Raw genomic sequence first — 21,723 nt, 5'->3', positions numbered from 1 at the left:
TTATCCTCTTGCTGCCAGTGCGGTAACACGGTCATAAGCGGCGCCGCTTCGCAGCACCTCCAGCACTTTGCGCGCGTTGACCTGTAAATCTTCCTCGCCGTGCAAACGCATCAGCATGGCGACGTTGGCGGCCACGGCGGCCTCGTGCGCGCGCTCGCCTTTACCTTGTAACAGGCGGCTTAGAATGTCACGGTTTTCTTCCGGTGTGCCGCCCGCGAGTTCGGCCTGTTCATAAGGCGTAAGGCCGAAATCGACGGCGGTGAGCTGATAGGTGTGGATCTCGCCGTCGCGCAGCTCCGCAACCTGCGTCGGCGCGTGCAGCGACACCTCGTCCATCCCGCCGCTGTGCACCACTGCCGCGCGCTGATAGCCCAGCACGCGCAGGGTTTCAGCGATGGGCAGCACCAGTTCCGGGCTGTAGACGCCAATCAGCGCCAGCGGCGGATGCGCGGGATTAATCAGCGGCCCGAGCACGTTAAATAGCGTGCGCGTTTTCAGCTGCTGACGCACCGGCATGGCGTGACGAAAGCCGGTGTGGTATTTCGGCGCGAACAGGAAGCAGACGCCCAGTTCGTCCAGCGCCTGGCGCGAGGCCTCGGCTTTCATCTCCAGATTAATCCCGAACGCGGCAAGGAGATCGGACGAGCCGGAACGGCTGGAAACGCTGCGGTTGCCATGTTTGGCGACTTTCAGCCCCACCGCCGCCGCGACAAACGCGCTGGCGGTGGAAATATTAATGCTGTTGCTGCCATCGCCGCCGGTGCCGACGATATCGGCAAAGGCATAATCCGGCCGCGGGAACGGCGCGGCGTTCTCCAGCAGCGCGCTGGCGGCGCCGGCGATTTCCACCGGATGCTCGCCGCGCACTTTCATACTCACCAGCGCGGCGGCCAGCTGTTCGGGTTTCAGCTCGCCGCGAACCACAGAGCTGAACAGCTGGTGGCTCTCTTCGCGGCTCAGTACTTCGGCCTGGTAGAGTTTTTCCAGGATCGGCTGCACGCTGTTTTGTTGTTCAGCGCGGGTCAGCGCCCAGGCGAGCGTCTGTTCCAGCAGGCGGGCGCCCTGGGTGGTAAGGATCGATTCGGGGTGAAACTGAAAGCCGCAGACGCGATCGGCGTCGTGACGCACCGCCATCACCATCCCGTTGAAATGCGCGTTCACCGTCAGCCCCGCCGGGATATCGCTGCCCACCAGCGAGTGGTAGCGCGCCACCGGTAGCGGGTTCATCAGGCCGCTGAACATCGCCTGGCCGTCATGCTCAATGCTCGAGGCCTTGCCATGCAGGATCTCGCCTGCCTGGCCGACGTAACCGCCGTAGGCCTCAACGATTGCCTGATGGCCGAGGCAGATGCCGATAATCGGTAGCTTACCGCGCAGACGGGTCAACAGCTCCGGCATGCAGCCTGCCTCGGACGGCGCGCCGGGGCCAGGCGAGAGCATCAGTACCGGGTTGTGCATAGTCGCGAGACGTTCAATCAGCGTCTGCGCCGGAATATGGTTGCGATAGATAACCACGTTATGACCGTTCGCGCGCAACTGGTCCGCCAGGTTGTAAGTAAAAGAGTCGATGTTATCGAGCAGCAGAATGTCGGCCATCAGAAAGTCTCCTGTGCGTGATGGGCAGCGGCGATGGCGCGCAGTACCGCGCGGGCTTTGTTGCGGGTTTCGTCAGCTTCGGATTGCGGAACAGAGTCGAGCACGACGCCCGCGCCCGCCTGCACCGTGGCGATGCCATTTTCCACCCAGGCGGAGCGGATAACGATGCAGGTATCGAGATCGCCGTGGCCGGTGAAGTAACCCACCGCGCCGCCGTAGCTCCCGCGGCGCTGGCCTTCCGCCGCGGCAATAAGTTGCATCGCGCGCACTTTCGGCGCGCCGCTCAGCGTGCCCATATTCATACAGGCGCGATAGGCGTGCAGCACATCGAGATCGCGACGCAGCTCGCCCACCACGCGGGACACCAGGTGCATCACGAATGAATAGCGGTCCACTTTGGTTAAATCCGCCACGTAACGGCTGCCCGGCGTACAGATCCGCGCCAGATCGTTGCGCGCCAGATCTACCAGCATCAGGTGTTCGGAGAGTTCTTTATGGTCGGTGCGCATCTCAAGTTCGATGCGGCTGTCGAGGTCACGATCCAGCGAGCCGTCGGCGCGACGGCCACGCGGGCGCGTGCCAGCGATGGGGTAAATCTCAATCTGGCGCGAGACGCCGTCATATTTCAGTGAGCTTTCCGGCGAGGCGCCGAACAGCGCGAACTCGCTGTCCTGCATAAAAAACATATACGGGCTCGGGTTGCTTCGCTTCAATGTGTCGTAGGCCGCGAGCGGCGACGGGCAGGGCAGACTAAAGCGGCGCGACGGCACCACCTGGAAAATCTCCCCGGCGCGAATCGCTTTTTGCATCTCGCGCACCACCGCGCCGTATTCGTCATCGCTCTGGCTGCATTCGCAGCGCATCTGCGACACCGTTTCCACCGGCAGCGGCGCAGGCGGCTCCTGCAATTGCAGCTGGATTTGCGCAAGACGCTGCTTCAGGCGCGCTTTTTCTGCGGCGTCCGGCGTAAACAGGCTCGCCTGAATGCGCGTGGTGCGCGTCTGGTGATCGATAATCAACAGGGTTTCGGCAAGGTAAAAGCAGTAATCCGGGCAGCTGTTAGCATGCGTCAGCGGCGGTAAATCTTCAAAACCGGCGACCAGGTCGTACGCGAACAGCCCGCCGAAGAACATCGCCTCGCGCTCGGCGTCCGGCAGGGTGACGAGCCCCTGCAACAGGCGAAAGGCGTCAAACACCGACAGTGAACAGAGGCGCGCGTCTTCATCCAGCAGCGCGCTCACCAGCGGAAAGCGCAGCGTGCGGCCCTGTGGGCGGGTTTCGACCGCGATCGTCTCCGGCAGGGTGTTATCCAGCAGTGATAGCAGCGACGCGCCATTGGCGCTCAGGGCTTCAATCGTGACAGTGTCACCGTTAGCGGTAATGCGCAGTGCGCTGTCGACCAGCAGCAGGCTTTTGAGATCGTCCTTGCTGTCGATATCTGCGGATTCCAGCAGCAGCGTCGCAGGTCGCGCGCCGCAAAGCTGGTGGAAGACGGCGGTCGGGTTTTCGCGATAAAGGCCGTCGCAGGTAAGGAGTTCGAGTGCCGGTTTGTCTGTTTGCATGGTCTGCATCTCTGTTTTGTGTTCAAAAAAAAGCCCGCAATGAGCGGGCCTGGTATCTGATTGCTTGCGCATACGTGAATACACCGCCCGGGATCAGGAGGTACGCCACCAGCCATGCAGAGAAAAATGATGAGTCATTTGCAGATACCTTCTTTGTGTGAACTTGCGTACTAGTTAACTGGTTCATGACGAGATTGTCAACACTGATTTTTGATAATTTGCACAAACCGTTATGATGAACAGGACGATATAAAAGACCTTAGCCACTGGAGCCGTTTTGAGCGAACCTGAATTAGCGATTATTTACGACCTGCACAGCCATACCACGGCATCCGACGGCCTGCTGACGCCAGCGCAACTGGTACATCGCGCCGTTGAAATGGGCATTCATACGCTGGCTATCACCGACCACGACACCACGGCCGGTCTGCCCGCTGCGCATCAGGAAATCGCCCGCGCCGGGCTGGCGCTGCGCCTTATCGACGGCGTTGAGATCTCCACGCTCTGGGAAAATCATGAAATTCATATCGTCGGCCTGGGTATCGACATCGCGCATCCGGCGATGGTCGCGTTTCTGGAAGGCCAGGCGCAGCGCCGCACCCAGCGCGCTGAAATGATAGCCGAGCGTCTGCAAAAGGCGCGTATTCCAGGCGCGCTTGAAGGCGCGCGCCGTCTCGCGGATGGCGGCGTCGTCACGCGCGGTCACTTTGCGCGTTTTCTCATCGAAGACGGGCGCGCCAATAATATGGCGGACGTCTTTAAACACTATCTGGCGCGCGGGAAAACCGGTTATGTTCCGCCCCAGTGGTGTACAATAGAACAAGCTATTGATGTAATTCATCATTCTGGCGGACAGGCGGTTGTCGCGCATCCGGGCCGTTATCAGCTCAGCGCGAAATGGCTTAAACGCCTGCTGAATGCTTTTGCGCAAGCGGGCGGCGACGCGATGGAAGTCGCCCAGTGCCAGCAGGCACCCAACGAGCGCAACCAGCTGGCGAGCTACGCCGGGCAGTTTGGTCTGCTGGCGTCACAGGGGTCGGATTTTCATCAGCCGTGCCCGTGGATTGAGCTGGGCCGCAGGCTGTGGCTGCCGGAGGGGTTAACGCCCGTCTGGCACCGCTGGTCGCCGGAACTGAGTAAAGAGGGGGTAGTATGAGTCAGTTTTTCTATATCCATCCGGATAACCCGCAGCCGCGTCTTATCAAACAGGCGGTGGAGATTGTGCGTAAGGGCGGCGTTATCGTGTATCCGACCGACTCCGGTTACGCGCTCGGCTGTAAGCTTGAAGATAAAGGCGCGATGGAGCGCATTTGTCGCATCCGCGACCTGCCTGACGGCCACAACTTTACACTGATGTGCCGGGATCTCTCGGAGCTGTCGACCTATTCCTATGTCGACAACGTGGCGTTTCGCCTTATCAAGAACAACACGCCGGGCAACTACACGTTTATCCTCAAGGGCACGAAAGAGGTGCCGCGTCGTCTTTTGCAGGAGAAACGTAAAACCATCGGGCTTCGCGTGCCGTCTAACCCGATCGCGCTGGCGCTGCTGGAGGCACTTGACGAGCCGATGCTGTCGACCTCGCTGATGCTGCCAGGGAGCGATTTTACCGAGTCCGATCCGGATGAAATCAAAGACCGTCTGGAGAAGCAGGTTGACCTGATTATTCACGGCGGTTATCTCGGCCAGCAGCCTACCACGGTCGTTGACCTGACGGACGATGCGCCGGTCGTGCTGCGTGAAGGCGTAGGGGACGTTAAGCCTTTCCTGTGAGAGTGCTTACCGCTATACTACGCGGCCTGAAATCGGGGGGCGGCCGGAACCTGGCGCGCCCCATCCCGGTTATCCTGTTCGACGCCTGGGAAGGCGACACCTGAAGGAAGCTCCATGAGCGAAAAGTTACAGAAAGTGCTGGCGCGAGCCGGTCATGGCTCCCGCCGTGAAATCGAAGCCATGATCGAAGCCGGTCGCGTCAGTGTCGATGGCAAAATCGCCACCTTAGGCGATCGCGTTGAAGTCACGCCTGCGCTGAAAATCCGTATCGACGGCCATCTCATCTCGGTAAAAGAATCCGTAGAGCAGATCTGCCGCGTACTGGCCTATTACAAACCGGAAGGCGAGCTGTGTACGCGCAGCGATCCGGAAGGCCGTCCGACCGTTTTCGATCGTCTGCCGAAACTGCGCGGCGCGCGCTGGATTGCGGTAGGGCGTCTTGACGTCAATACCTGCGGCCTGCTGCTGTTCACCACCGACGGTGAGCTGGCGAACCGCCTGATGCACCCGAGCCAGGAAGTGGAGCGCGAGTACGCGGTGCGCGTTTTCGGCCAGGTGGACGACGCGAAAGTTCGCGAGCTGGCGCGCGGCGTTCAGCTTGAAGATGGCCCGGCGGCGTTTAAAACCATCCGTTTTAGCGGCGGCGAAGGCATCAACCAATGGTATAACGTGACCCTGACCGAAGGACGCAACCGCGAGGTGCGTCGTCTGTGGGAAGCGGTCGGCGTCCAGGTGAGCCGCCTTATTCGCGTGCGCTACGGCGACATCCCGCTGCCGAAAGGCCTGCCGCGCGGCGGCTGGACGGAGCTGGATCTCGCGCAGACCAACTACCTGCGCGAGCTGGTGGGCCTCACGCCCGAAACCGCGAGCAAAGTGGCGGTGGAAAAAGATCGTCGTCGTATGAAGGCGAATCAAATTCGTCGCGCCGTGAAGCGTCACAGCCAGACGGCAGGCGCTTCACGTCAGGGCGCGCCTGCGCGTCAGGGACAGGCCGGCGCCGCACGTCCGGCAGAGAACACCCGTAGCGGCAACGCGCCGCGCGCTGGCGGTGCTGCGCGTCCGACAGGCAGCGCACGTCCGACGGAAAATACCCGTAGCGGTAACGCCCCGCGTTCCGGCGGTAATGCGCGTGTGGGCGGTAACGCTCGCGCTGGCGGCGCGGCACGCCCGACCGGCGGCGGTCGTCCTGGCGGCGGCAATCGTCGCTCCGGCGGTGGTCGCGGGAACTAACAAAAACGCCCTCTGATGAGGGCGTTTTTTATGGCGTCATTGACGGTACGGCTAATAGTCAATGCCGATTTGCGCCTTGATACCCGCGTCAAACGCATGCTTCACGGGGCGCAGTTCACTGACCGTGTCGGCAAATTCCAGAATATCGCGATGACAGCCGCGCCCGGTGATGATCACCGTCTGATGCGCCGGGCGCTCGCGCAGCGCCGTCAGCACCTCGTCCAGCGCCAGATAATCATAAGCCACCATATAAGTGAGCTCATCGAGCACGACAAGATCGAGTGAGGCGTCAGCCAGCATCCGCTTGCCGTGCTGCCAGACGGCCTGACAGGCCGCCGTGTCGCTTTCGCGGTTCTGGGTGTCCCAGGTAAAACCGGTCGCCATCACCTGAAACTCCACGCCGTGCGGCTCCAGCAAATTACGCTCGCCATTCGGCCAGTCGCCCTTAATAAATTGTATGACCGCCGCTTTCTTGCCGTGGCCGACCGCGCGCGCCGCGGTGCCGAAGGCCGCGGTGGTTTTGCCTTTGCCGTTGCCGGTAAAGACGATAACAATACCGCGCTCTTCCTGGGCTGCGGCGACTCGCGCCTCGACTTTCTCTTTCACGCGCTGCTGGCGCTGCTGATAACGTTCATCGCTCATTCGGCTATCCCCGGTTTGCGGCCTGGCTGGGCGTCAAAACTGATGCCGGTCTTACGGCGGCTGTCATCGCCCATCAGCCACAGATAGAGCGGCATCAGGTCGGCGGGCGTCTTGAGCTTATCCGGGTCTTCCGTCGGGAAGGCGCTGGCGCGCATTTTGGTGCGAGTCCCCCCAGGATTGATGCAGTTCACGCGCAAATGGCGGCTCTGGTACTCTTCCGCCAGCACCTGCATCATGCCTTCCGTCGCGAATTTAGAGACGGCGTATGCGCCCCAGTTTGCGCGTCCCTGGCGGCCGACGCTTGAAGTGGTAAAGACCAGCGAACCGGCTTCCGATTTCAGCAGCAGCGGCAGGAGCGCCTGCGTTAAAAAGAAGGTGACGTTGACATTCACCTGCATCACCTCGCTCCAGACGTCAGGGCTCTGCTTGTCCATCGGCACAATCTCTCCGAGCACGCCCGCGTTATGCAACACGCCATCGAGGCGGGGCACATGTTCGCTTATCGCCTGCGCGAGGCGCTGGCACTCATCGGGCGTCGCGGTGGCGTAATCCAGCGTAAACCAGTGCGCCGGCGCCAGCTCCTCATCGTCGATTGCACGGGCGACATCGCGCAGTTTCGCTTCGCTGCGGCCAAGCAGCAGGACGTGCGCGCCGTAGCGCGCGTAGGTCAGCGCCGCCTCGCGGCCAATGCCGTCGCTGGCGCCGGTGACTAAAATGATTCGGTTTTGCAGCAGATCGCGTTGGGGTTGATAGTGCACGGGTCTCTCCTTGCCGGGGGCGAAACGGCGTGCCGCCGGGTTTCGCGTCGCATCAGGTAAAAACGCTTTATGCCTTAATCCACCGTCTATTTCAATCAGGCAGCCGGACGGTTATGCCGCGCGACGCTTATTTGCAACTGTTTCATCGTTAAAGAAATCTTCGTCGAGACGTCTCGCACAGTTTCGCTTTGTTACAAGACGCCGGGGCGGGGCTCAGTTACACTAACGCCCGAGTCATGCCTGAATATAAAGGTGGAGAAGTGAATTTATTGGCAGAGTATGGGCTGTTTTTAGCAAAAATCGTTACGGTGGTGGTGGCGATTGCCATCGTTATCACGCTTATCGCCAACCTGACGCAGCGTAAAAAGGCGCAGCGCGGTGAACTGCGCGTAACGCGCCTTGGCGAAGAGTATAAAGAGATGAAGGAAGAGGTCGCCGCCGCGCTGCTTGATCCTCATCAGCACAAGCAGTGGCATAAGAATCAGAAAAAGAAAAACAAGCAGGAGGCGAAAGCCGCCAAAGCGCGCGCGAAGCGCGGCGAAGCGGCGCCTGCGGGCAAACCGACGCTTTACGTGCTCGATTTCAAAGGCAGCATTGATGCCCATGAAGTGAGCGCGCTGCGTGAAGAGGTTACTGCGGTGCTGGCCGTTGCCAAACCGCAGGATGAAGTGCTGCTGCGCCTGGAGAGCCCCGGCGGCGTGGTACATGGTTACGGGCTTGCCGCATCGCAATTGCAGCGCCTGCGTGAGCGCCAGATCCCGCTCACGGTCGCCGTAGATAAAGTGGCCGCCAGCGGCGGGTATATGATGGCCTGTGTCGCGAATAACATCGTGGCGGCGCCGTTCGCTATTATCGGCTCTATCGGCGTGGTAGCGCAGATCCCGAACTTTAACCGGCTCCTGAAACGCAACGATATCGACATCGAACTGCACACCGCAGGGCAGTACAAACGTACCCTGACGCTGCTGGGTGAAAACACCGAAGAAGGCCGAGAGAAGTTCCGCGAAGATCTCAACGAGACGCATCAGCTCTTTAAAGCGTTTGTTCACAGCATGCGTCCGTCGCTGGACATTGACGCCGTGGCGACCGGCGAGCACTGGTATGGCGTGCAGGCGCAGGAGAAAGGCCTGGTGGATAAGATTAGCACCAGCGACGATCTCATCATCGCCCGTATGCAAGAGCGCGATGTGGTCAGCCTGCGCTATATGCAGCGTAAACGCCTGATGGACCGTTTTACCGGCAGTGCGGCGCAAAGCCTCGATCGTCTGCTACTGCGCTGGTGGCAGCGCGGGCAGAAGCCGCTGCTCTGAGCCAAATAAAAAGCGAGGTTTTTAACCTCGCTTTTTTCTGGGCACAGGGAAGACGCGTAATCCGCGAAACTCCGCACTCAGGGCAGCAGATGATATTTCTCGGAAAGCTGGTGGGCCAGATATTTAAACATATTAAAGACGGCTGTGGTTTTGGCGGTCGGTAAACCCTGCTCATCCATAAAATATTCGCCGCGAAAGACGAGAACGCCATTTTTTTGCTCAACGTCAGTGGCCTCCATGCCGACAATATAGTCTTCATGTTCACAGATCATTTTATTGGCCTGTGCCAGCAGAGAATCGCGGTCAATGGGTTGAGTTATATTTTGCATAATCATCTCCTTACAAACAGGGTGATAGTGTACGACCCGCCGGGCATGATGAGCAAATTTTCCCTGTTGTTCAAAGGGGTTTTACGTAAGGCGTGGTGGTGGCGTTAATCACTTTTGGATGCTAATAAAGTTGCGTAACGAATTTTATCAGGTAGAGTGTGACGCTTTCGCAAATCTGGCAACAGAATTGCTTGACATTCGACCGAACTTCCGTCGTGCTGTAACGCATTTGCACGATAAAACCTGACGACTCAACCACCTGTCATAGCGTAAACCGCGCCGGGTGATGGATTAAGGGGTTGATAACCTTTGGGGCGGCCACAATATACGAGGCTTGTCACCAGAGACGGTGAATCAACGTGCGACGTATTCTGGAAGAATCAAATCAGGTAAAGGTGAATATGGGTAAAGCTCTCGTCATCGTTGAGTCCCCGGCAAAAGCCAAAACGATCAACAAATATCTCGGTAAAGACTACGTGGTGAAGTCCAGCGTTGGTCACATCCGGGATTTGCCGACCAGTGGCTCCGCCCCTAAAAAAAGCGCTGAATCCGCCGCGACGAAAACGGCCAAAAAAGTCAAAAAAGATGAGCGTGGCGCGTTAGTCAACCGCATGGGAGTTGATCCCTGGCACAACTGGGAGGCGCAATATGAAGTGCTGCCCGGCAAAGAAAAAGTGGTTTCCGAGCTGAAATCACTCGCTGAAAAAGCGGACCACATCTATCTCGCAACCGACCTTGACCGCGAAGGGGAAGCCATCGCCTGGCACCTGCGGGAAGTGATCGGCGGCGACGAAACGCGCTACAGCCGCGTCGTGTTTAACGAAATTACCAAAAATGCGATTCAGCAGGCATTTGAAAAACCGGGCGAGCTGAATATCGATCGCGTTAACGCCCAGCAGGCGCGCCGTTTTATGGACCGCGTCGTGGGGTATATGGTTTCTCCGCTGCTGTGGAAGAAAATCGCCCGTGGGTTGTCCGCAGGCCGCGTGCAGTCCGTGGCGGTGCGTCTGGTGGTTGAGCGCGAGCGTGAAATCAAAGCCTTCGTGCCGGAAGAATTCTGGGAAGTGGATGCGCTGCTGGGAACGCCGAAAAGCGATCAGCTGAGCGTTCAGGTCACGCATCATAAAGATAAACCTTTCCGCCCGGTCAACCGTCAGGATACCGAAGCGGCGGTGGCGCTGCTTAAAGCGGCCAGCTACCAGGTTGTCGAACGTGAAGATAAGCCGACCAGCAGCAAACCTGGCGCGCCCTTCATTACCTCCACGCTTCAGCAGGCGGCAAGCACCCGTCTTGGTTTTGGCGTGAAGAAAACCATGATGATGGCCCAGCGCCTCTATGAGGCAGGTTACATCACTTATATGCGTACCGACTCTACCAACCTGAGTCAGGACGCAGTGAGCATGGTGCGCGGCTACATCGGCGAGGAGTTCGGCAAGAAATACCTGCCAGAGAACCCGAACCAGTACGCCAGCAAAGAGAACTCCCAGGAAGCGCACGAAGCGATCCGTCCCTCGGACGTCACGGTGCTGGCGGAGTCGCTGAAGGATATGGAAAACGACGCGCAGAAGCTGTATCAGCTGATCTGGCGTCAGTTTGTCGCCTGCCAGATGACGCCGGCGCAGTATGATTCCACGACGCTGACCGTCGCAGCGGGCGATTTCCGCCTTAAAGCGCGCGGGCGTATTCTGCGCTTTGACGGCTGGACGAAAGTGATGCCGGCGCTGCGTAAAGGCGATGAAGACCGCATTCTGCCAGCGGTGAATCAGGGCGATAAACTGTCGCTGCTGGAGCTGACGCCTGCGCAGCACTTCACCAAGCCGCCAGCGCGCTTCAGCGAAGCCTCGCTGGTAAAAGAGCTGGAAAAACGCGGTATCGGCCGTCCTTCCACTTACGCATCCATTATCTCGACTATTCAGGATCGCGGTTATGTGCGTGTGGAAAACCGCCGTTTCTACGCAGAAAAGATGGGCGAAATCGTCACCGATCGCCTGGAAGAAAATTTCCCTGAGCTGATGAATTTCGACTTCACGGCGCAGATGGAAGATTCGCTCGATCAGGTTGCCAAGCACGAAGCCGAATGGCGCGCGGTGCTGGACGCCTTCTTTGACGACTTCACCAAACAGCTCGATACGGCGGAAAAAGACCCTGAAGAAGGCGGTATGCGCCCGAATCAGATGGTGCTGACCAGCATCGATTGCCCGACCTGCGGCCGCCCGATGGGTATCCGCACCGCGAGCACTGGTGTTTTCCTCGGCTGTTCTGGCTATGCGCTGTCACCGAAAGAGCGCTGCAAAACCACCATTAACCTGGTGCCTGAAAACGAAGTGCTGAACGTGCTGGAAGGCGACGACGCGGAAACCAACGCGCTGCGCGCCAAGCGTCGCTGCCAGAAGTGCGGCACGGCGATGGACAGCTACCTTATCGATCCGAAGCGCAAGCTGCATGTCTGCGGTAATAACCCGACCTGCGACGGCTACGAAGTCGAAGAGGGCGAGTTCCGCATCAAAGGCTATGATGGCCCGGTCGTGGAGTGCGAGAAGTGCGGATCTGAAATGCACCTGAAAATGGGGCGTTTCGGCAAGTACATGGCGTGCACCAACGACGAGTGTAAAAACACGCGTAAGATACTGCGTAACGGCGAAGTCGCGCCGCCGAAAGAAGATCCTGTGCCGCTGCCTGAGCTGCCGTGCGAGAAGTCCGACGCGTATTTTGTCCTGCGTGATGGCGCGGCTGGTGTCTTCCTCGCCGCCAATACGTTCCCGAAATCGCGTGAGACCCGCGCGCCGCTGGTGGAAGAACTGCAACGCTTCCGCGATCGTCTGCCGGAAAAACTGCGTTACCTGGCCGATGCGCCTGTGCAGGATCCGGAAGGCAACCCGGCCGTGGTCCGTTTCAGCCGTAAAACGAAACAGCAGTATGTGGCTTCCGAGAAAGACGGCAAAGCTACCGGCTGGTCCGCGTTTTACGTTGACGGTAAGTGGGCGGAAGGCAAAAAGTAAGGCTCATGTTACTTCATGCAAAGGCCAGCGAAAGCTGGCCTTTTTGCTTTTATAACAAGCTTATTATTTTTTTTGATGAACTATACACAGAAGCTATAAATGATATAGTGGTTATAGTATCTTCCTTTCTTATTATGAAATCGTCTTAAGCCTGCGTCACAGGCATCTCTGATTCTGGATGGTCGGTCATGAAACTACAGCAGTTGCGCTATATCGTTGAGGTGGTGAACCATAACCTGAATGTTTCATCTACAGCGGAAGGGCTTTACACGTCCCAGCCCGGCATCAGTAAACAGGTGCGTATGCTGGAAGATGAACTGGGGATTCAGATTTTCGCCCGTAGCGGCAAACACCTTACGCAGGTGACGCCGGCAGGTCAGGAGATTATCCGCATCGCCCGCGAAGTCCTCTCAAAAGTTGACGCCATTAAATCGGTGGCGGGCGAGCATACCTGGCCGGACAAAGGTTCACTCTATGTCGCCACCACGCACACGCAGGCGCGTTACGCGCTCCCTGGCGTTATCAAAGGCTTTATTGAGCGTTATCCGCGCGTCTCGCTGCATATGCATCAGGGCTCGCCGACGCAAATAGCCGAGGCCGTCTCTAAAGGCAATGCCGATTTCGCTATCGCCACCGAAGCGCTGCATCTTTATGACGATCTGGTGATGCTGCCGTGCTATCACTGGAACCGCTCTATCGTCGTCACGCCCGATCATCCGCTGGCATCAAAAGAGAGCGTGAATATTGAGGAGCTGGCGCAATATCCGCTGGTGACATACACGTTCGGCTTCACGGGGCGTTCGGAACTCGATACCGCTTTTAACCGCGCGGGGCTGACGCCGCGTATCGTATTCACGGCTACCGATGCGGATGTGATTAAAACTTACGTGCGGCTTGGGTTAGGGGTAGGGGTGATTGCCAGTATGGCGGTGGATCCGGTCTCTGATCCTGACCTGGTACGTCTCGACGCGCACGACATCTTCAGCCACAGCACCACCAAGATAGGTTTTCGCCGCAGCACGTTCCTGCGCAGCTACATGTATGATTTTATTCAGCGTTTCGCGCCGCATCTGACGCGTGATGTCGTGGACGCCGCCGTGGCGTTGCGCTCGAATGAAGATATTGAAGCGATGTTTAAAGATATTAAATTACCCGCCAAATAATTCCTGCGCGTACCTTTTCACTGGTGCAAAGGTACGCCTCTTTAATCCGCCTTTATTCAATTCAAAAACATAATCATTCGCACTAAGTGAAATTATTACTGCGCTATTCCTTATTAATAGTAAGGGTAAGGTGTCGTCTCGTCACGACAAAAGTAGGAAATAATTCTCAGCTACGCAAATTCACAACTTCAATAATTTATTTCACGTCAAAAGATTGAATATTTTCTCGAAAAATGATCGTAAAGGTGCTGGATTTTTCGCTGGATATTCTTTAGGATTTATCTCAACTGATGATTACTTCTGCCAATTGTTTGGTGACGATATGATAAGCAATGTCGATTGTACGAGGTTAGCAATGCCATCAGAAAGCGACGAATCGCAAAGAGATCCTGATCTTAAGCGTAAAGCGTGGCTGGCGGTGTTCGGCATCTCAACCCTGTTCTGGATTGGGATTGCGCTTCTGGTATGGACCTTTTGGGGTTAAGCATGGCTTTACAACAGCAGGCTTTCATTCGTTCGCCAATATGTCAACCAGATGACAGGCACCAAAACGACCCGAAAGGGGGTTTTACGACCCTTCCGGCGGGTTGGAAGCTAACAAAAGAGCAACAAGATTTTATCGCTTTATTTGCGGAACAAGATCACAAAAACAATAAACGCTAACTGGCGTTGATAATAAAAAACAAGAATTTCATTTAACCTAAATTTATCTGTTCTCGTTGTTAACGCAGCGAGGAAAATTACACACAGCAATCTTTACAACGCTGGCAAACGCCAGATGGATCAACGGTTTTAATTATTGGTGTAACAGGTATGAATAATCAGCTCACGCTCAAATACTGGTCATGGATTGGCGTATTTACGGTTTCCTCCTTGTTCTGGTGTCAGCTTGTCTGGATGCTTGCTCACTGATCACTCCGCGCCTGGCTCTCGCCGGGCGCGTTGCTTTTCCCCCCTCGGCGTCTTCTCACTTTTAGCGATTCGGGTTGTTATCAAATCGTTACGACATGTTTGTGTTATCTTTAATACAGACCCTGATAACAATCGGGGCATCGCTATCTCAGGACTGAAGGAGGAGCTATGTCGTCGACCCTACGCGAAGCCAGCAAGGATACTTTACAGGCGCAGGATAAAACCTATCACTATTACAGCCTGCCGAAAGCCGCCCGGGAGCTGGGCGATATCGCGCGGTTACCCAAATCGTTAAAAGTTCTGCTGGAGAACCTGCTGCGCTGGCAGGATGGCGAGACTGTCACCCTGGAAGATATCCAGGCGCTTGCGGGCTGGCTTGAACATGCGCACGCCGACCGCGAAATCGCGTATCGCCCGGCACGTGTCTTAATGCAGGACTTTACCGGCGTGCCCGCGGTGGTGGATCTCGCCGCCATGCGCGAGGCGGTGAAACGTCTCGGTGGTGACGTCTCTAAAGTGAATCCGCTTTCGCCGGTGGATCTGGTTATTGACCACTCGGTGACCGTGGACCATTTCGGCGACGACAATGCGTTCGAAGAGAACGTGCGCCTCGAAATGGAGCGCAACCACGAACGTTACGCGTTTCTGCGCTGGGGCCAGCAGGCGTTCAGCCGCTTCAGCGTCGTGCCGCCAGGCACCGGCATCTGTCACCAGGTTAACCTCGAATATCTCGGCAAAGCCGTCTGGAGCGAGCTTCAGGATGGCGCGATGGTTGCGTATCCGGATACGCTGGTTGGCACCGACTCCCACACGACAATGATCAATGGCCTGGGCGTGCTCGGCTGGGGTGTGGGCGGTATCGAAGCGGAAGCAGCGATGCTCGGGCAGCCGGTCTCCATGCTCATCCCGGATGTCGTGGGCTTCCGCCTTACCGGCAAGCTCAGCGAAGGCATTACTGCCACCGATCTGGTGCTGACCGTCACGCAGATGCTGCGTAAACATGGCGTGGTCGGGAAATTCGTCGAATTCTTTGGCGATGGCCTGGATACGCTGCCGCTGGCGGACCGCGCCACTATCGCTAACATGGCGCCCGAGTATGGCGCGACCTGTGGCTTCTTCCCGATTGATGACGTCACGCTCGGCTATTTGCGCCTGAGCGGGCGCAGCGAAGAGCAGGTGGCGCTCGTGGAAGCCTATGCCAAAGCGCAGGGCATGTGGCGCAACCCTGGCGATGAGCCGGTCTTCACCAGTACGCTTGAGCTGGACATGGGCACCGTTGAAGCGAGCATCGCCGGGCCGAAACGTCCTCAGGATCGTGTCAGCCTGGGCGATGTGCCAAAAGCGTTTGCCGCCAGCACCGAACTGGAAGTCAACTCGCCGAAAAAAGATCTGCATTCCATTGGGTATACGCTGAACGGGCATCAGTATGAACTGCCGGACGGCGCGGTGGTCATTGCCGCTATCACGTCGTGTACCAATACCTCGAACCCGAGCGTGCTGATGGCCGCCGGGCTGCTTGCCAAAAAGGCGGTGAAGCTCGGCCTTAAACGTCAGCCGTGGGTAAAAGCGTCGCTGGCGCCGGGCTCGAAAGTGGTTTCCGATTATCTGGCGCATGCGAAGCTTACGCCGTGGCTCGATGAACTCGGTTTTAACCTTGTAGGATACGGCTGTACCACCTGTATCGGTAACTCCGGCCCACTGCCTGAACCTATCGAACAGGCAATCAAGAAAGGCGATTTGACGGTCGGTGCAGTGCTTTCGGGCAACCGTAACTTCGAAGGCCGCATCCATCCGCTCGTTAAAACCAACTGGCTGGCGTCACCGCCGCTGGTCGTCGCCTATGCGCTGGCCGGGAATATGAACATTAATTTGGCGACGGATCCTTTGGGTCATGACCGTAAAGGCGACCCGGTGTACCTGAAGGATATCTGGCCGACCGGCCAGGAGATCGCGCAGGCCGTGCAGGAAGTTTCCACCGATATGTTCCGCAAAGAGTATGCGGAAGTGTTCGAAGGCACGGAGGAGTGGCGCTCGATTCAGGTCGAGGCGTCAGACACCTATGACTGGCAGAACGACTCCACCTATATTCGCCTCTCGCCGTTTTTTAATGAGATGCTCGCCGAACCGGCGCCCGTGCAGGATATCCACGGCGCGCGCATTCTTGCGATGCTGGGCGACTCCGTTACCACGGACCATATCTCGCCTGCCGGCAGCATCAAAGCGGACAGCCCCGCCGGGCGTTATCTGCAAAGCCACGGCGTCGAGCGCGCGGATTTTAACTCCTATGGCTCGCGACGCGGCAACCATGAGGTGATGATGCGCGGCACGTTTGCGAATATCCGCATTCGCAACGAAATGGTGCCGGGCGTCGAAGGGGGGATGACGCGTCTGATCCCGGGCAACGAAGTGATGTCGATTTACGATGCCGCCATGCGTTATCAGCAGCAGGGGACGCCGCTTGCGGTCATCGCCGGTAAAGAATACGGCTCCGGCTCCAGCCGTGACTGGGCAGCCAAGGGCCCGCGTCTGCTGGGCGTGCGCGTGGTGATCGCCGAATCGTTCGAACGTATTCACCGCTCTAACCTGATTGGGATGGGGATCCTGCCGCTGGAGTTCCCGCAGGGCGTGACGCGTAAAACGCTGGGGCTCTCGGGCGATGAGACGCTGGATATCGGCGATTTACAGTCGCTCACGCCGGGCGCGACCGTACCGGTCACGCTCACCCGCGCCGACGGTAGTCGCGAGGTGCTGGAATGCCGCTGCCGTATTGATACCGGTAATGAGATGACCTATTACCGTAACGACGGCATCCTGCACTACGTTATCCGCAATATGCTGCGCTAACGCGGTGCCGCATAAATAAAAAGGCCTGCAATCGCAGGCCTTTTTTACGACACCGGTTACTGACCGGAGAGCAGATGCCCCATTTTGGCGGCTTTGGTATCAAGATAGTGCGCGTTTTTCGGGTTGCGCCCGACAATCAGCGGCACGCGCTCGACGATATTAATGCCCGCCTCGGTAAGAATGTTCACCTTGCGCGGGTTATTGGTCAGCAGGCGCACTTCATCGACGCCCAGCAGCTTGAACATATCCGCACACAGCGTGAAGTCGCGTTCATCGGCCGCGAAACCGAGCTGATGGTTGGCTTCCACCGTATCGTAGCCCTGATCCTGCAACGCATAGGCGCGAATTTTATTCAGCAGGCCGATATTGCGGCCCTCCTGGCGATGGTAGAGCAGCACGCCGCGCCCGGCTTCGGCGATGTGCGACAGCGCCGCTTCAAGCTGGAAGCCGCAGTCGCAACGCAGGCTGAACAACGCATCGCCGGTCAGACACTCAGAATGCACGCGGGCGAGCACCGGCTCAGCGCCGGAAATATCGCCAAATACCAGGGCTACGTGATCCTGTCCGGTTGCCAGTTCTTCAAAACCCACCATTAGGAAATCGCCCCAGGGGGTTGGCAGTTTGGCTTCTGCCACACGTTTAAGCTGCATGTGATTCTCCGGATATAATGACGCCCGCAGGCGCCTGCCAGTCTGTTGGCTTTCTGTTGTTACTGTCTATTTTGCCACATCCCGCCACCCTTCGCCTCACTAAGACGTGCGCTATTGAGCAATCATATCAATAGCTAACTATCCTGCAGGGCGCGATTTTCGGTTATTCTTGAAGGACTTCAGGAAAAAGGAGAGAACATGCTGGCAATTGCAAAACGTACCGCGGTCGGCGCCGCGCTGCTGCTAATTATGCCGCTGACCGTCTGGATATCAGGCTGGCAGTGGCAACCGGGCGGCGGTTCGCTGTGGCTTAAAATGCTGTTCTGGATGACGGAAACCGTCACCCAGCCCTGGGGCATCATTACTCACGTTTTGCTGTGCGGCTGGTTTTTGTGGTGTCTGCGGTTTCGTCTGCGCCCGGCGCTGATGCTGTTTGCTATCTTAGGTCTTGTCATCATGGCCGGGCAGTGGTCTAAGTCGCTGATTAAAGAAAAAGTTCAGGAGCCGCGGCCGTTCGTTATCTGGCTTGAAAAAAACCGTAACATCCCGGTCGACGACTTCTACAATTTAAAGCGCAAGGCGCGGGGCGAGCTGGTCAAAGCACAACTGCAGAACGAAACCGATATTCCGGGCTGGCTGCGTAAGCACTGGCAAAAAGAGACCGGTTTTGCGTTCCCGTCGGGACACACGATGTTTGCGGCAAGCTGGGCGATGCTCGGTTTCGGGCTGCTCTGGCCGCGTCGGCGCACCTGGACGCTGGCTGTCCTCACCGTGTGGGCCATCGGCGTGATGGGTAGCCGGATGCTGCTCGGCATGCACTGGCCGCGCGATCTGGTAGTGGCGACGCTGCTCTCCTGGCTGCTGGTAACGATTGCCGCCTGGCTTGCGCAACGCCTCTGCGGGCCGCTGACGCCGCCGGTGGAAGAAAAGGTGGAAATCGCCCGGCGCGATACAGAACAGTGACGGCGCCTTGAGTTTCGCCGTAACGCCCCTATTTATAAGGGATGTCCTGGCGCTTTATCATTTCACGCAACGGGTGGAAATGATAACGTATAGCGCGGTAGGCCGTGGCTGGGACATGGGTCGCACAAAACACATACGGGATGTCATGTGAAATATCTGATTATTTTTTTACTGGTATTAGCCATTTTCGTCGTGTCTGTCACGCTGGGCGCGCAAAACGATCAACAGGTCACGTTTAACTTCTTGCTGGCGCAGGGCGACTATCGTATCTCCACGCTGCTGGCGACGCTCTTCGGTGCCGGTTTTATCATCGGCTGGATCATCTGCGGGCTGTTCTGGCTGCGCGTTCGCCTGCAGCTGGCGCGCGCCGAACGTAAAGTGAAACGCCTTGAGCAGCAGCTGACGCCTGCGGAGCCGGCCTCTGCCAGCGCCGTCGCGCCTGCTGTTAAGGATTAACCCTCTATGCTGGAGTTGTTGTTTCTGCTGTTGCCTGTCGCCGCTGCGTATGGCTGGTATATGGGCCGCAGAAGTGCGCAACAGGATAAAGAGCAGGAAGCGAATCGACTCTCGCGCGATTACGTTGCGGGCGTCAACTTTTTGCTGTCCAATCAGCAGGATAAAGCGGTTGACCTGTTTCTTGAGATGCTCAAGGAAGATACCGGCACCGTGGAAGCCCACCTGACGCTTGGTAACCTTTTCCGCTCGCGCGGCGAGGTAGACCGGGCCATTCGTATTCACCAGTCACTGATGGAAAGCGCGTCTCTGACCTACGACCAGCGCCTGCTGGCGGTGCAGCAGCTTGGCCGCGACTATATGGCCGCCGGGCTCTACGACCGCGCTGAAGATATGTTCAACCAACTGGTGGATGAAACCGATTTTCGCATCAGCGCGCTTCAACAGCTGCTGCAAATTTATCAGGCCACCAGCGACTGGCAGAAAGCCATCGATGTCGCCGAGCGGCTGGTAAAGCTTGGCAAAGAACATCAGCGCGTCGAAATCGCGCATTTTTACTGCGAGCTGGCGCTCCAGGCGATGAGCAACGAAGACATGGATCGCGCCATGTCTCTGCTGAAAAAGGGTGCGGCGGCGGACCGCAACAGCGCCCGTGTGTCCATTATGATGGGCCGTATTTTTATGGCCCGTGGCGATTACGCCCGCGCGGTGGAGATGCTCGAAAAGGTTATCGGGCAGGATCGCGAGCTGGTGAGCGAAACGCTGGAAATGTTGCAGGTCTGCTACCAGCAGCTTAATAAGCCGGACGAGTGGGCGGAATTCCTGAGGCGTTGCGTAGAGGAGAACACCGGCGCGGAAGCGGAACTGATGCTTGCTCAGGTGCTGGAGCAGCGTGAGGGCGCCGACAGCGCGCAGGTTTATATCACTCGCCAGCTGCAACGCCACCCGACGATGCGCGTGTTCCACCGGCTGATGGATTACCATCTCCACGAAGCAGAAGAAGGGCGCGCGAAAGAGAGTCTGATGGTGCTGCGCGATATGGTGGGCGAGCAGGTGCGTACCAAGCCGCGCTATCGCTGCCAGAAGTGCGGATTCACCGCCTTTACGCTCTACTGGCACTGCCCGTCGTGTCGCGCCTGGTCCACCATCAAACCTATTCGTGGCCTTGACGGCCAGTAACCCTGTTGATTCATCACGCCTGCCGCGACTCGTTCGCGGCAGTTACGTTTTACGGGATTTTTAGTTACAACATACTTTTAGGTGTAACCCGTGTGCGCGGGCGTCAGCGCACTCATGGGACAACAGCCGGCCAGGCAGGGCGATCTGGCCTGTAAATTTGGGCGGTCGGCGGGTAGAATGCTTGCCGTTTATCAACTCCGCGCCGCGCCGGTGCGCCTGTCAGAAGGTCTGGTCATGACGTTAATTGCATCCTCCTCTCATTCTGTTACCCATTCCCCCGTGGTTGTCGCCCTCGATTATGACAACCGCGACAGCGCGTTGGCCTTCGTGGATGGCATCGATCCGCGTGACTGCCGCCTGAAAGTTGGCAAAGAGATGTTTACGCTCTTCGGCCCGCAACTGGTGCGTGACCTCATCGCGCGCGGCTTTGACGTCTTCCTCGACCTGAAATTTCACGATATCCCGAATACCACCGCGCGCGCCGTTGCGGCGGCGGCGGAGCTTGGCGTCTGGATGGTGAACGTCCATGCAGGCGGCGGGGCGCGCATGATGACCGCGGCGAAAGAGGCGCTGGCGTCTTTTGGCCAGGACGCGCCGCTGCTGATTGCCGTTACCGTCTTAACCAGCATGGAAGCCGACGATCTGCAGGGGCTCGGTATTCCGCTCAGCCCGGCCGAGCAGGCGGAGCGTCTGGCCCGCCTCACGCAGCAGTGTGGTCTCGACGGCGTGGTCTGCTCCGCGCATGAGGCGGTGCGCTTTAAAGCGGCATTCGGCCAGGATTTCAAACTGGTCACGCCCGGCATTCGCCCGGCGGGCAGCGACGCGGGCGACCAGCGCCGCATCATGACCCCTGCCGAGGCGCAGCAGGCGGGCGTTGACTATATGGTTATCGGGCGCCCCATTACCCGCGCGGCGGATCCCTCGCAGGCGCTGCGCGATATTCTGGCGTCTCTGAAGCAGGAGGGATAATGAACGATAATAATAGCCGTCTGGTGTACTCCACCGAAACCGGCCGTATTGATGAGCCGAAAGCCGCGCCCGCGCGCCCGAAAGGCGACGGCGTGGTGCGTATCCAGCGACAGACCAGCGGACGTAAAGGAAAGGGCGTGTGCCTTATCACCGGCATAGACGCAGACGACGCCACGCTGAATACGCTTGCCGCCGAACTCAAAAAAAAATGCGGCTGTGGCGGCGCGGTCAAAGAGGGCGTGATTGAAATTCAGGGCGACAAACGGGAATTAATTAAAAGCCTGCTTGAGGCCAAAGGAATGAAAGTTAAACTCGCGGGTGGATAATTTTCAGCCACGGCGAAAACGCCGTGGCTATTTTGTTATGTTTACTGCGGTATAGCCAGACCTGT

Annotated in this window: 20 protein-coding genes, 1 pseudogene and 1 other annotated feature; of the genes and pseudogenes, 15 read left to right on the top strand and 6 right to left on the bottom strand. The window is 57.9% G+C overall.

Features of this window, described 5'->3' with window-relative positions; genetic code table 11:
* The gene (trpD, locus tag AFK67_RS10930) at positions 1-1,596 is read right to left on the bottom strand and encodes a bifunctional anthranilate synthase glutamate amidotransferase component TrpG/anthranilate phosphoribosyltransferase TrpD (RefSeq protein ID WP_007723919.1); all 1,596 of its coding nucleotides are present in this window, start codon (positions 1,594-1,596) and stop codon (positions 1-3) included.
* A complete protein-coding gene (locus AFK67_RS10925) occupies positions 1,596-3,158 on the bottom strand; it encodes an anthranilate synthase component 1 (protein ID WP_038883538.1) in 1,563 nt (520 codons plus the stop codon). Before AFK67_RS10925 ends, trpD begins: the two co-directional genes overlap by 1 nt.
* A gap of 24 nt (positions 3,159-3,182) precedes the next feature.
* Positions 3,183-3,275: a sequence feature (Trp leader region), on the bottom strand.
* Positions 3,276-3,435: 160 nt separating this feature from the next.
* On the opposite strand from AFK67_RS10925, the gene rnm reads away from it, so the two are divergent.
* The 3 genes and pseudogenes from rnm to rluB all read left to right on the top strand — a co-directional run.
* Complete coding sequence (rnm, locus tag AFK67_RS10920) at positions 3,436-4,314, top strand: RNase RNM (RefSeq protein ID WP_038883491.1); 879 nt, start codon at positions 3,436-3,438, stop codon at positions 4,312-4,314.
* The gene (locus AFK67_RS10915) at positions 4,311-4,931 is read left to right on the top strand and encodes an L-threonylcarbamoyladenylate synthase (RefSeq protein WP_007723912.1); all 621 of its coding nucleotides are present in this window, start codon (positions 4,311-4,313) and stop codon (positions 4,929-4,931) included. The genes rnm and AFK67_RS10915 overlap by 4 nt, the downstream gene beginning before the upstream one ends.
* Before the next feature lie 114 nt (positions 4,932-5,045).
* Positions 5,046-5,918: pseudogene (gene rluB / locus AFK67_RS10910) on the top strand (23S rRNA pseudouridine(2605) synthase RluB); the annotation flags it as partial.
* Between the two features lie 294 nt (positions 5,919-6,212).
* Here the strand turns inward: rluB and cobO are convergent.
* On the bottom strand, positions 6,213-6,803 hold the full coding sequence (gene cobO / locus AFK67_RS10905; protein WP_007723906.1) for a cob(I)yrinic acid a,c-diamide adenosyltransferase: 591 nt from the start codon (positions 6,801-6,803) through the stop codon (positions 6,213-6,215).
* Entirely contained in the window at positions 6,800-7,561 is a 762-nt protein-coding gene (locus AFK67_RS10900) for a YciK family oxidoreductase (RefSeq protein WP_007723903.1), read from the bottom strand. The genes cobO and AFK67_RS10900 overlap by 4 nt, the downstream gene beginning before the upstream one ends.
* A 260-nt stretch (positions 7,562-7,821) precedes the next feature.
* On the opposite strand from AFK67_RS10900, the gene sohB reads away from it, so the two are divergent.
* Positions 7,822-8,871, top strand: coding sequence for a protease SohB (sohB, locus tag AFK67_RS10895; protein WP_032967322.1), 1,050 nt, complete (start codon positions 7,822-7,824; stop codon positions 8,869-8,871).
* Between the two features lie 77 nt (positions 8,872-8,948).
* Here the strand turns inward: sohB and AFK67_RS10890 are convergent, their stop codons facing one another.
* Entirely contained in the window at positions 8,949-9,200 is a 252-nt protein-coding gene (locus AFK67_RS10890; protein WP_007723883.1) for a YciN family protein, read from the bottom strand.
* 401 nt (positions 9,201-9,601) lie between these two features.
* Between AFK67_RS10890 and topA the strand changes: the two genes are divergently transcribed.
* The 6 genes from topA (at position 9,602) to acnA (ending at position 17,118) form a co-directional block, all read left to right on the top strand.
* Positions 9,602-12,199 (top strand): type I DNA topoisomerase, encoded by a 2,598-nt coding sequence (gene topA, locus AFK67_RS10885; protein WP_038883495.1) that lies wholly within the window; start codon positions 9,602-9,604, stop codon positions 12,197-12,199.
* 188 nt (positions 12,200-12,387) lie between these two features.
* Positions 12,388-13,362: an HTH-type transcriptional regulator CysB gene (cysB, locus tag AFK67_RS10880; protein ID WP_004387670.1), complete on the top strand. Its 975-nt coding sequence runs from the start codon at positions 12,388-12,390 to the stop codon at positions 13,360-13,362.
* Between the two features lie 355 nt (positions 13,363-13,717).
* Positions 13,718-13,846 (top strand): YmiA family putative membrane protein, encoded by a 129-nt coding sequence (locus tag AFK67_RS21825; RefSeq protein ID WP_007723879.1) that lies wholly within the window; start codon positions 13,718-13,720, stop codon positions 13,844-13,846.
* Between the two features lie 2 nt (positions 13,847-13,848).
* Positions 13,849-14,025, top strand: a complete 177-nt coding sequence (locus tag AFK67_RS23065) for a YciX family protein (RefSeq protein ID WP_155885893.1) — start codon at positions 13,849-13,851, stop codon at positions 14,023-14,025.
* A 150-nt stretch (positions 14,026-14,175) separates the two neighbouring features.
* Entirely contained in the window at positions 14,176-14,274 is a 99-nt protein-coding gene (ymiC, locus tag AFK67_RS23390; protein WP_226993417.1) for a small membrane protein YmiC, read from the top strand.
* A gap of 168 nt (positions 14,275-14,442) precedes the next feature.
* Positions 14,443-17,118, top strand: a complete 2,676-nt coding sequence (acnA, locus tag AFK67_RS10870) for an aconitate hydratase AcnA (RefSeq protein WP_007723878.1) — start codon at positions 14,443-14,445, stop codon at positions 17,116-17,118.
* A gap of 56 nt (positions 17,119-17,174) precedes the next feature.
* Here acnA and ribA read toward each other — a convergent pair whose 3' ends face one another.
* On the bottom strand, positions 17,175-17,768 hold the full coding sequence (ribA, locus tag AFK67_RS10865; protein WP_007723877.1) for a GTP cyclohydrolase II: 594 nt from the start codon (positions 17,766-17,768) through the stop codon (positions 17,175-17,177).
* A 198-nt stretch (positions 17,769-17,966) separates the two neighbouring features.
* On the opposite strand from ribA, the gene pgpB reads away from it, so the two are divergent.
* The 5 genes from pgpB (at position 17,967) to yciH (ending at position 21,658) form a co-directional block, all read left to right on the top strand.
* Positions 17,967-18,731 carry a phosphatidylglycerophosphatase B gene (gene pgpB, locus AFK67_RS10860; RefSeq protein ID WP_007723876.1) on the top strand — a complete coding sequence of 255 codons (765 nt, stop codon included), beginning with the start codon at positions 17,967-17,969 and terminating at the stop codon, positions 18,729-18,731.
* Positions 18,732-18,878: 147 nt separating this feature from the next.
* Positions 18,879-19,187, top strand: coding sequence for a LapA family protein (locus AFK67_RS10855; RefSeq protein ID WP_007723875.1), 309 nt, complete (start codon positions 18,879-18,881; stop codon positions 19,185-19,187).
* A 6-nt stretch (positions 19,188-19,193) separates the two neighbouring features.
* The gene (gene lapB, locus AFK67_RS10850; RefSeq protein WP_007723874.1) at positions 19,194-20,363 is read left to right on the top strand and encodes a lipopolysaccharide assembly protein LapB; all 1,170 of its coding nucleotides are present in this window, start codon (positions 19,194-19,196) and stop codon (positions 20,361-20,363) included.
* Positions 20,364-20,597: 234 nt separating this feature from the next.
* Positions 20,598-21,332: an orotidine-5'-phosphate decarboxylase gene (pyrF, locus tag AFK67_RS10845; RefSeq protein ID WP_105684873.1), complete on the top strand. Its 735-nt coding sequence runs from the start codon at positions 20,598-20,600 to the stop codon at positions 21,330-21,332.
* Positions 21,332-21,658, top strand: a complete 327-nt coding sequence (gene yciH, locus AFK67_RS10840) for a stress response translation initiation inhibitor YciH (protein WP_007723872.1) — start codon at positions 21,332-21,334, stop codon at positions 21,656-21,658. Before pyrF ends, yciH begins: the two co-directional genes overlap by 1 nt.
* Positions 21,659-21,723: the final 65 nt, after the last annotated feature.

The organism is Cronobacter dublinensis subsp. dublinensis LMG 23823 (assembly GCF_001277235.1).
Lineage (GTDB): Bacteria > Pseudomonadota > Gammaproteobacteria > Enterobacterales > Enterobacteriaceae > Cronobacter > Cronobacter dublinensis.
This window is presented reverse-complemented; position numbering and strand designations above follow the sequence as displayed.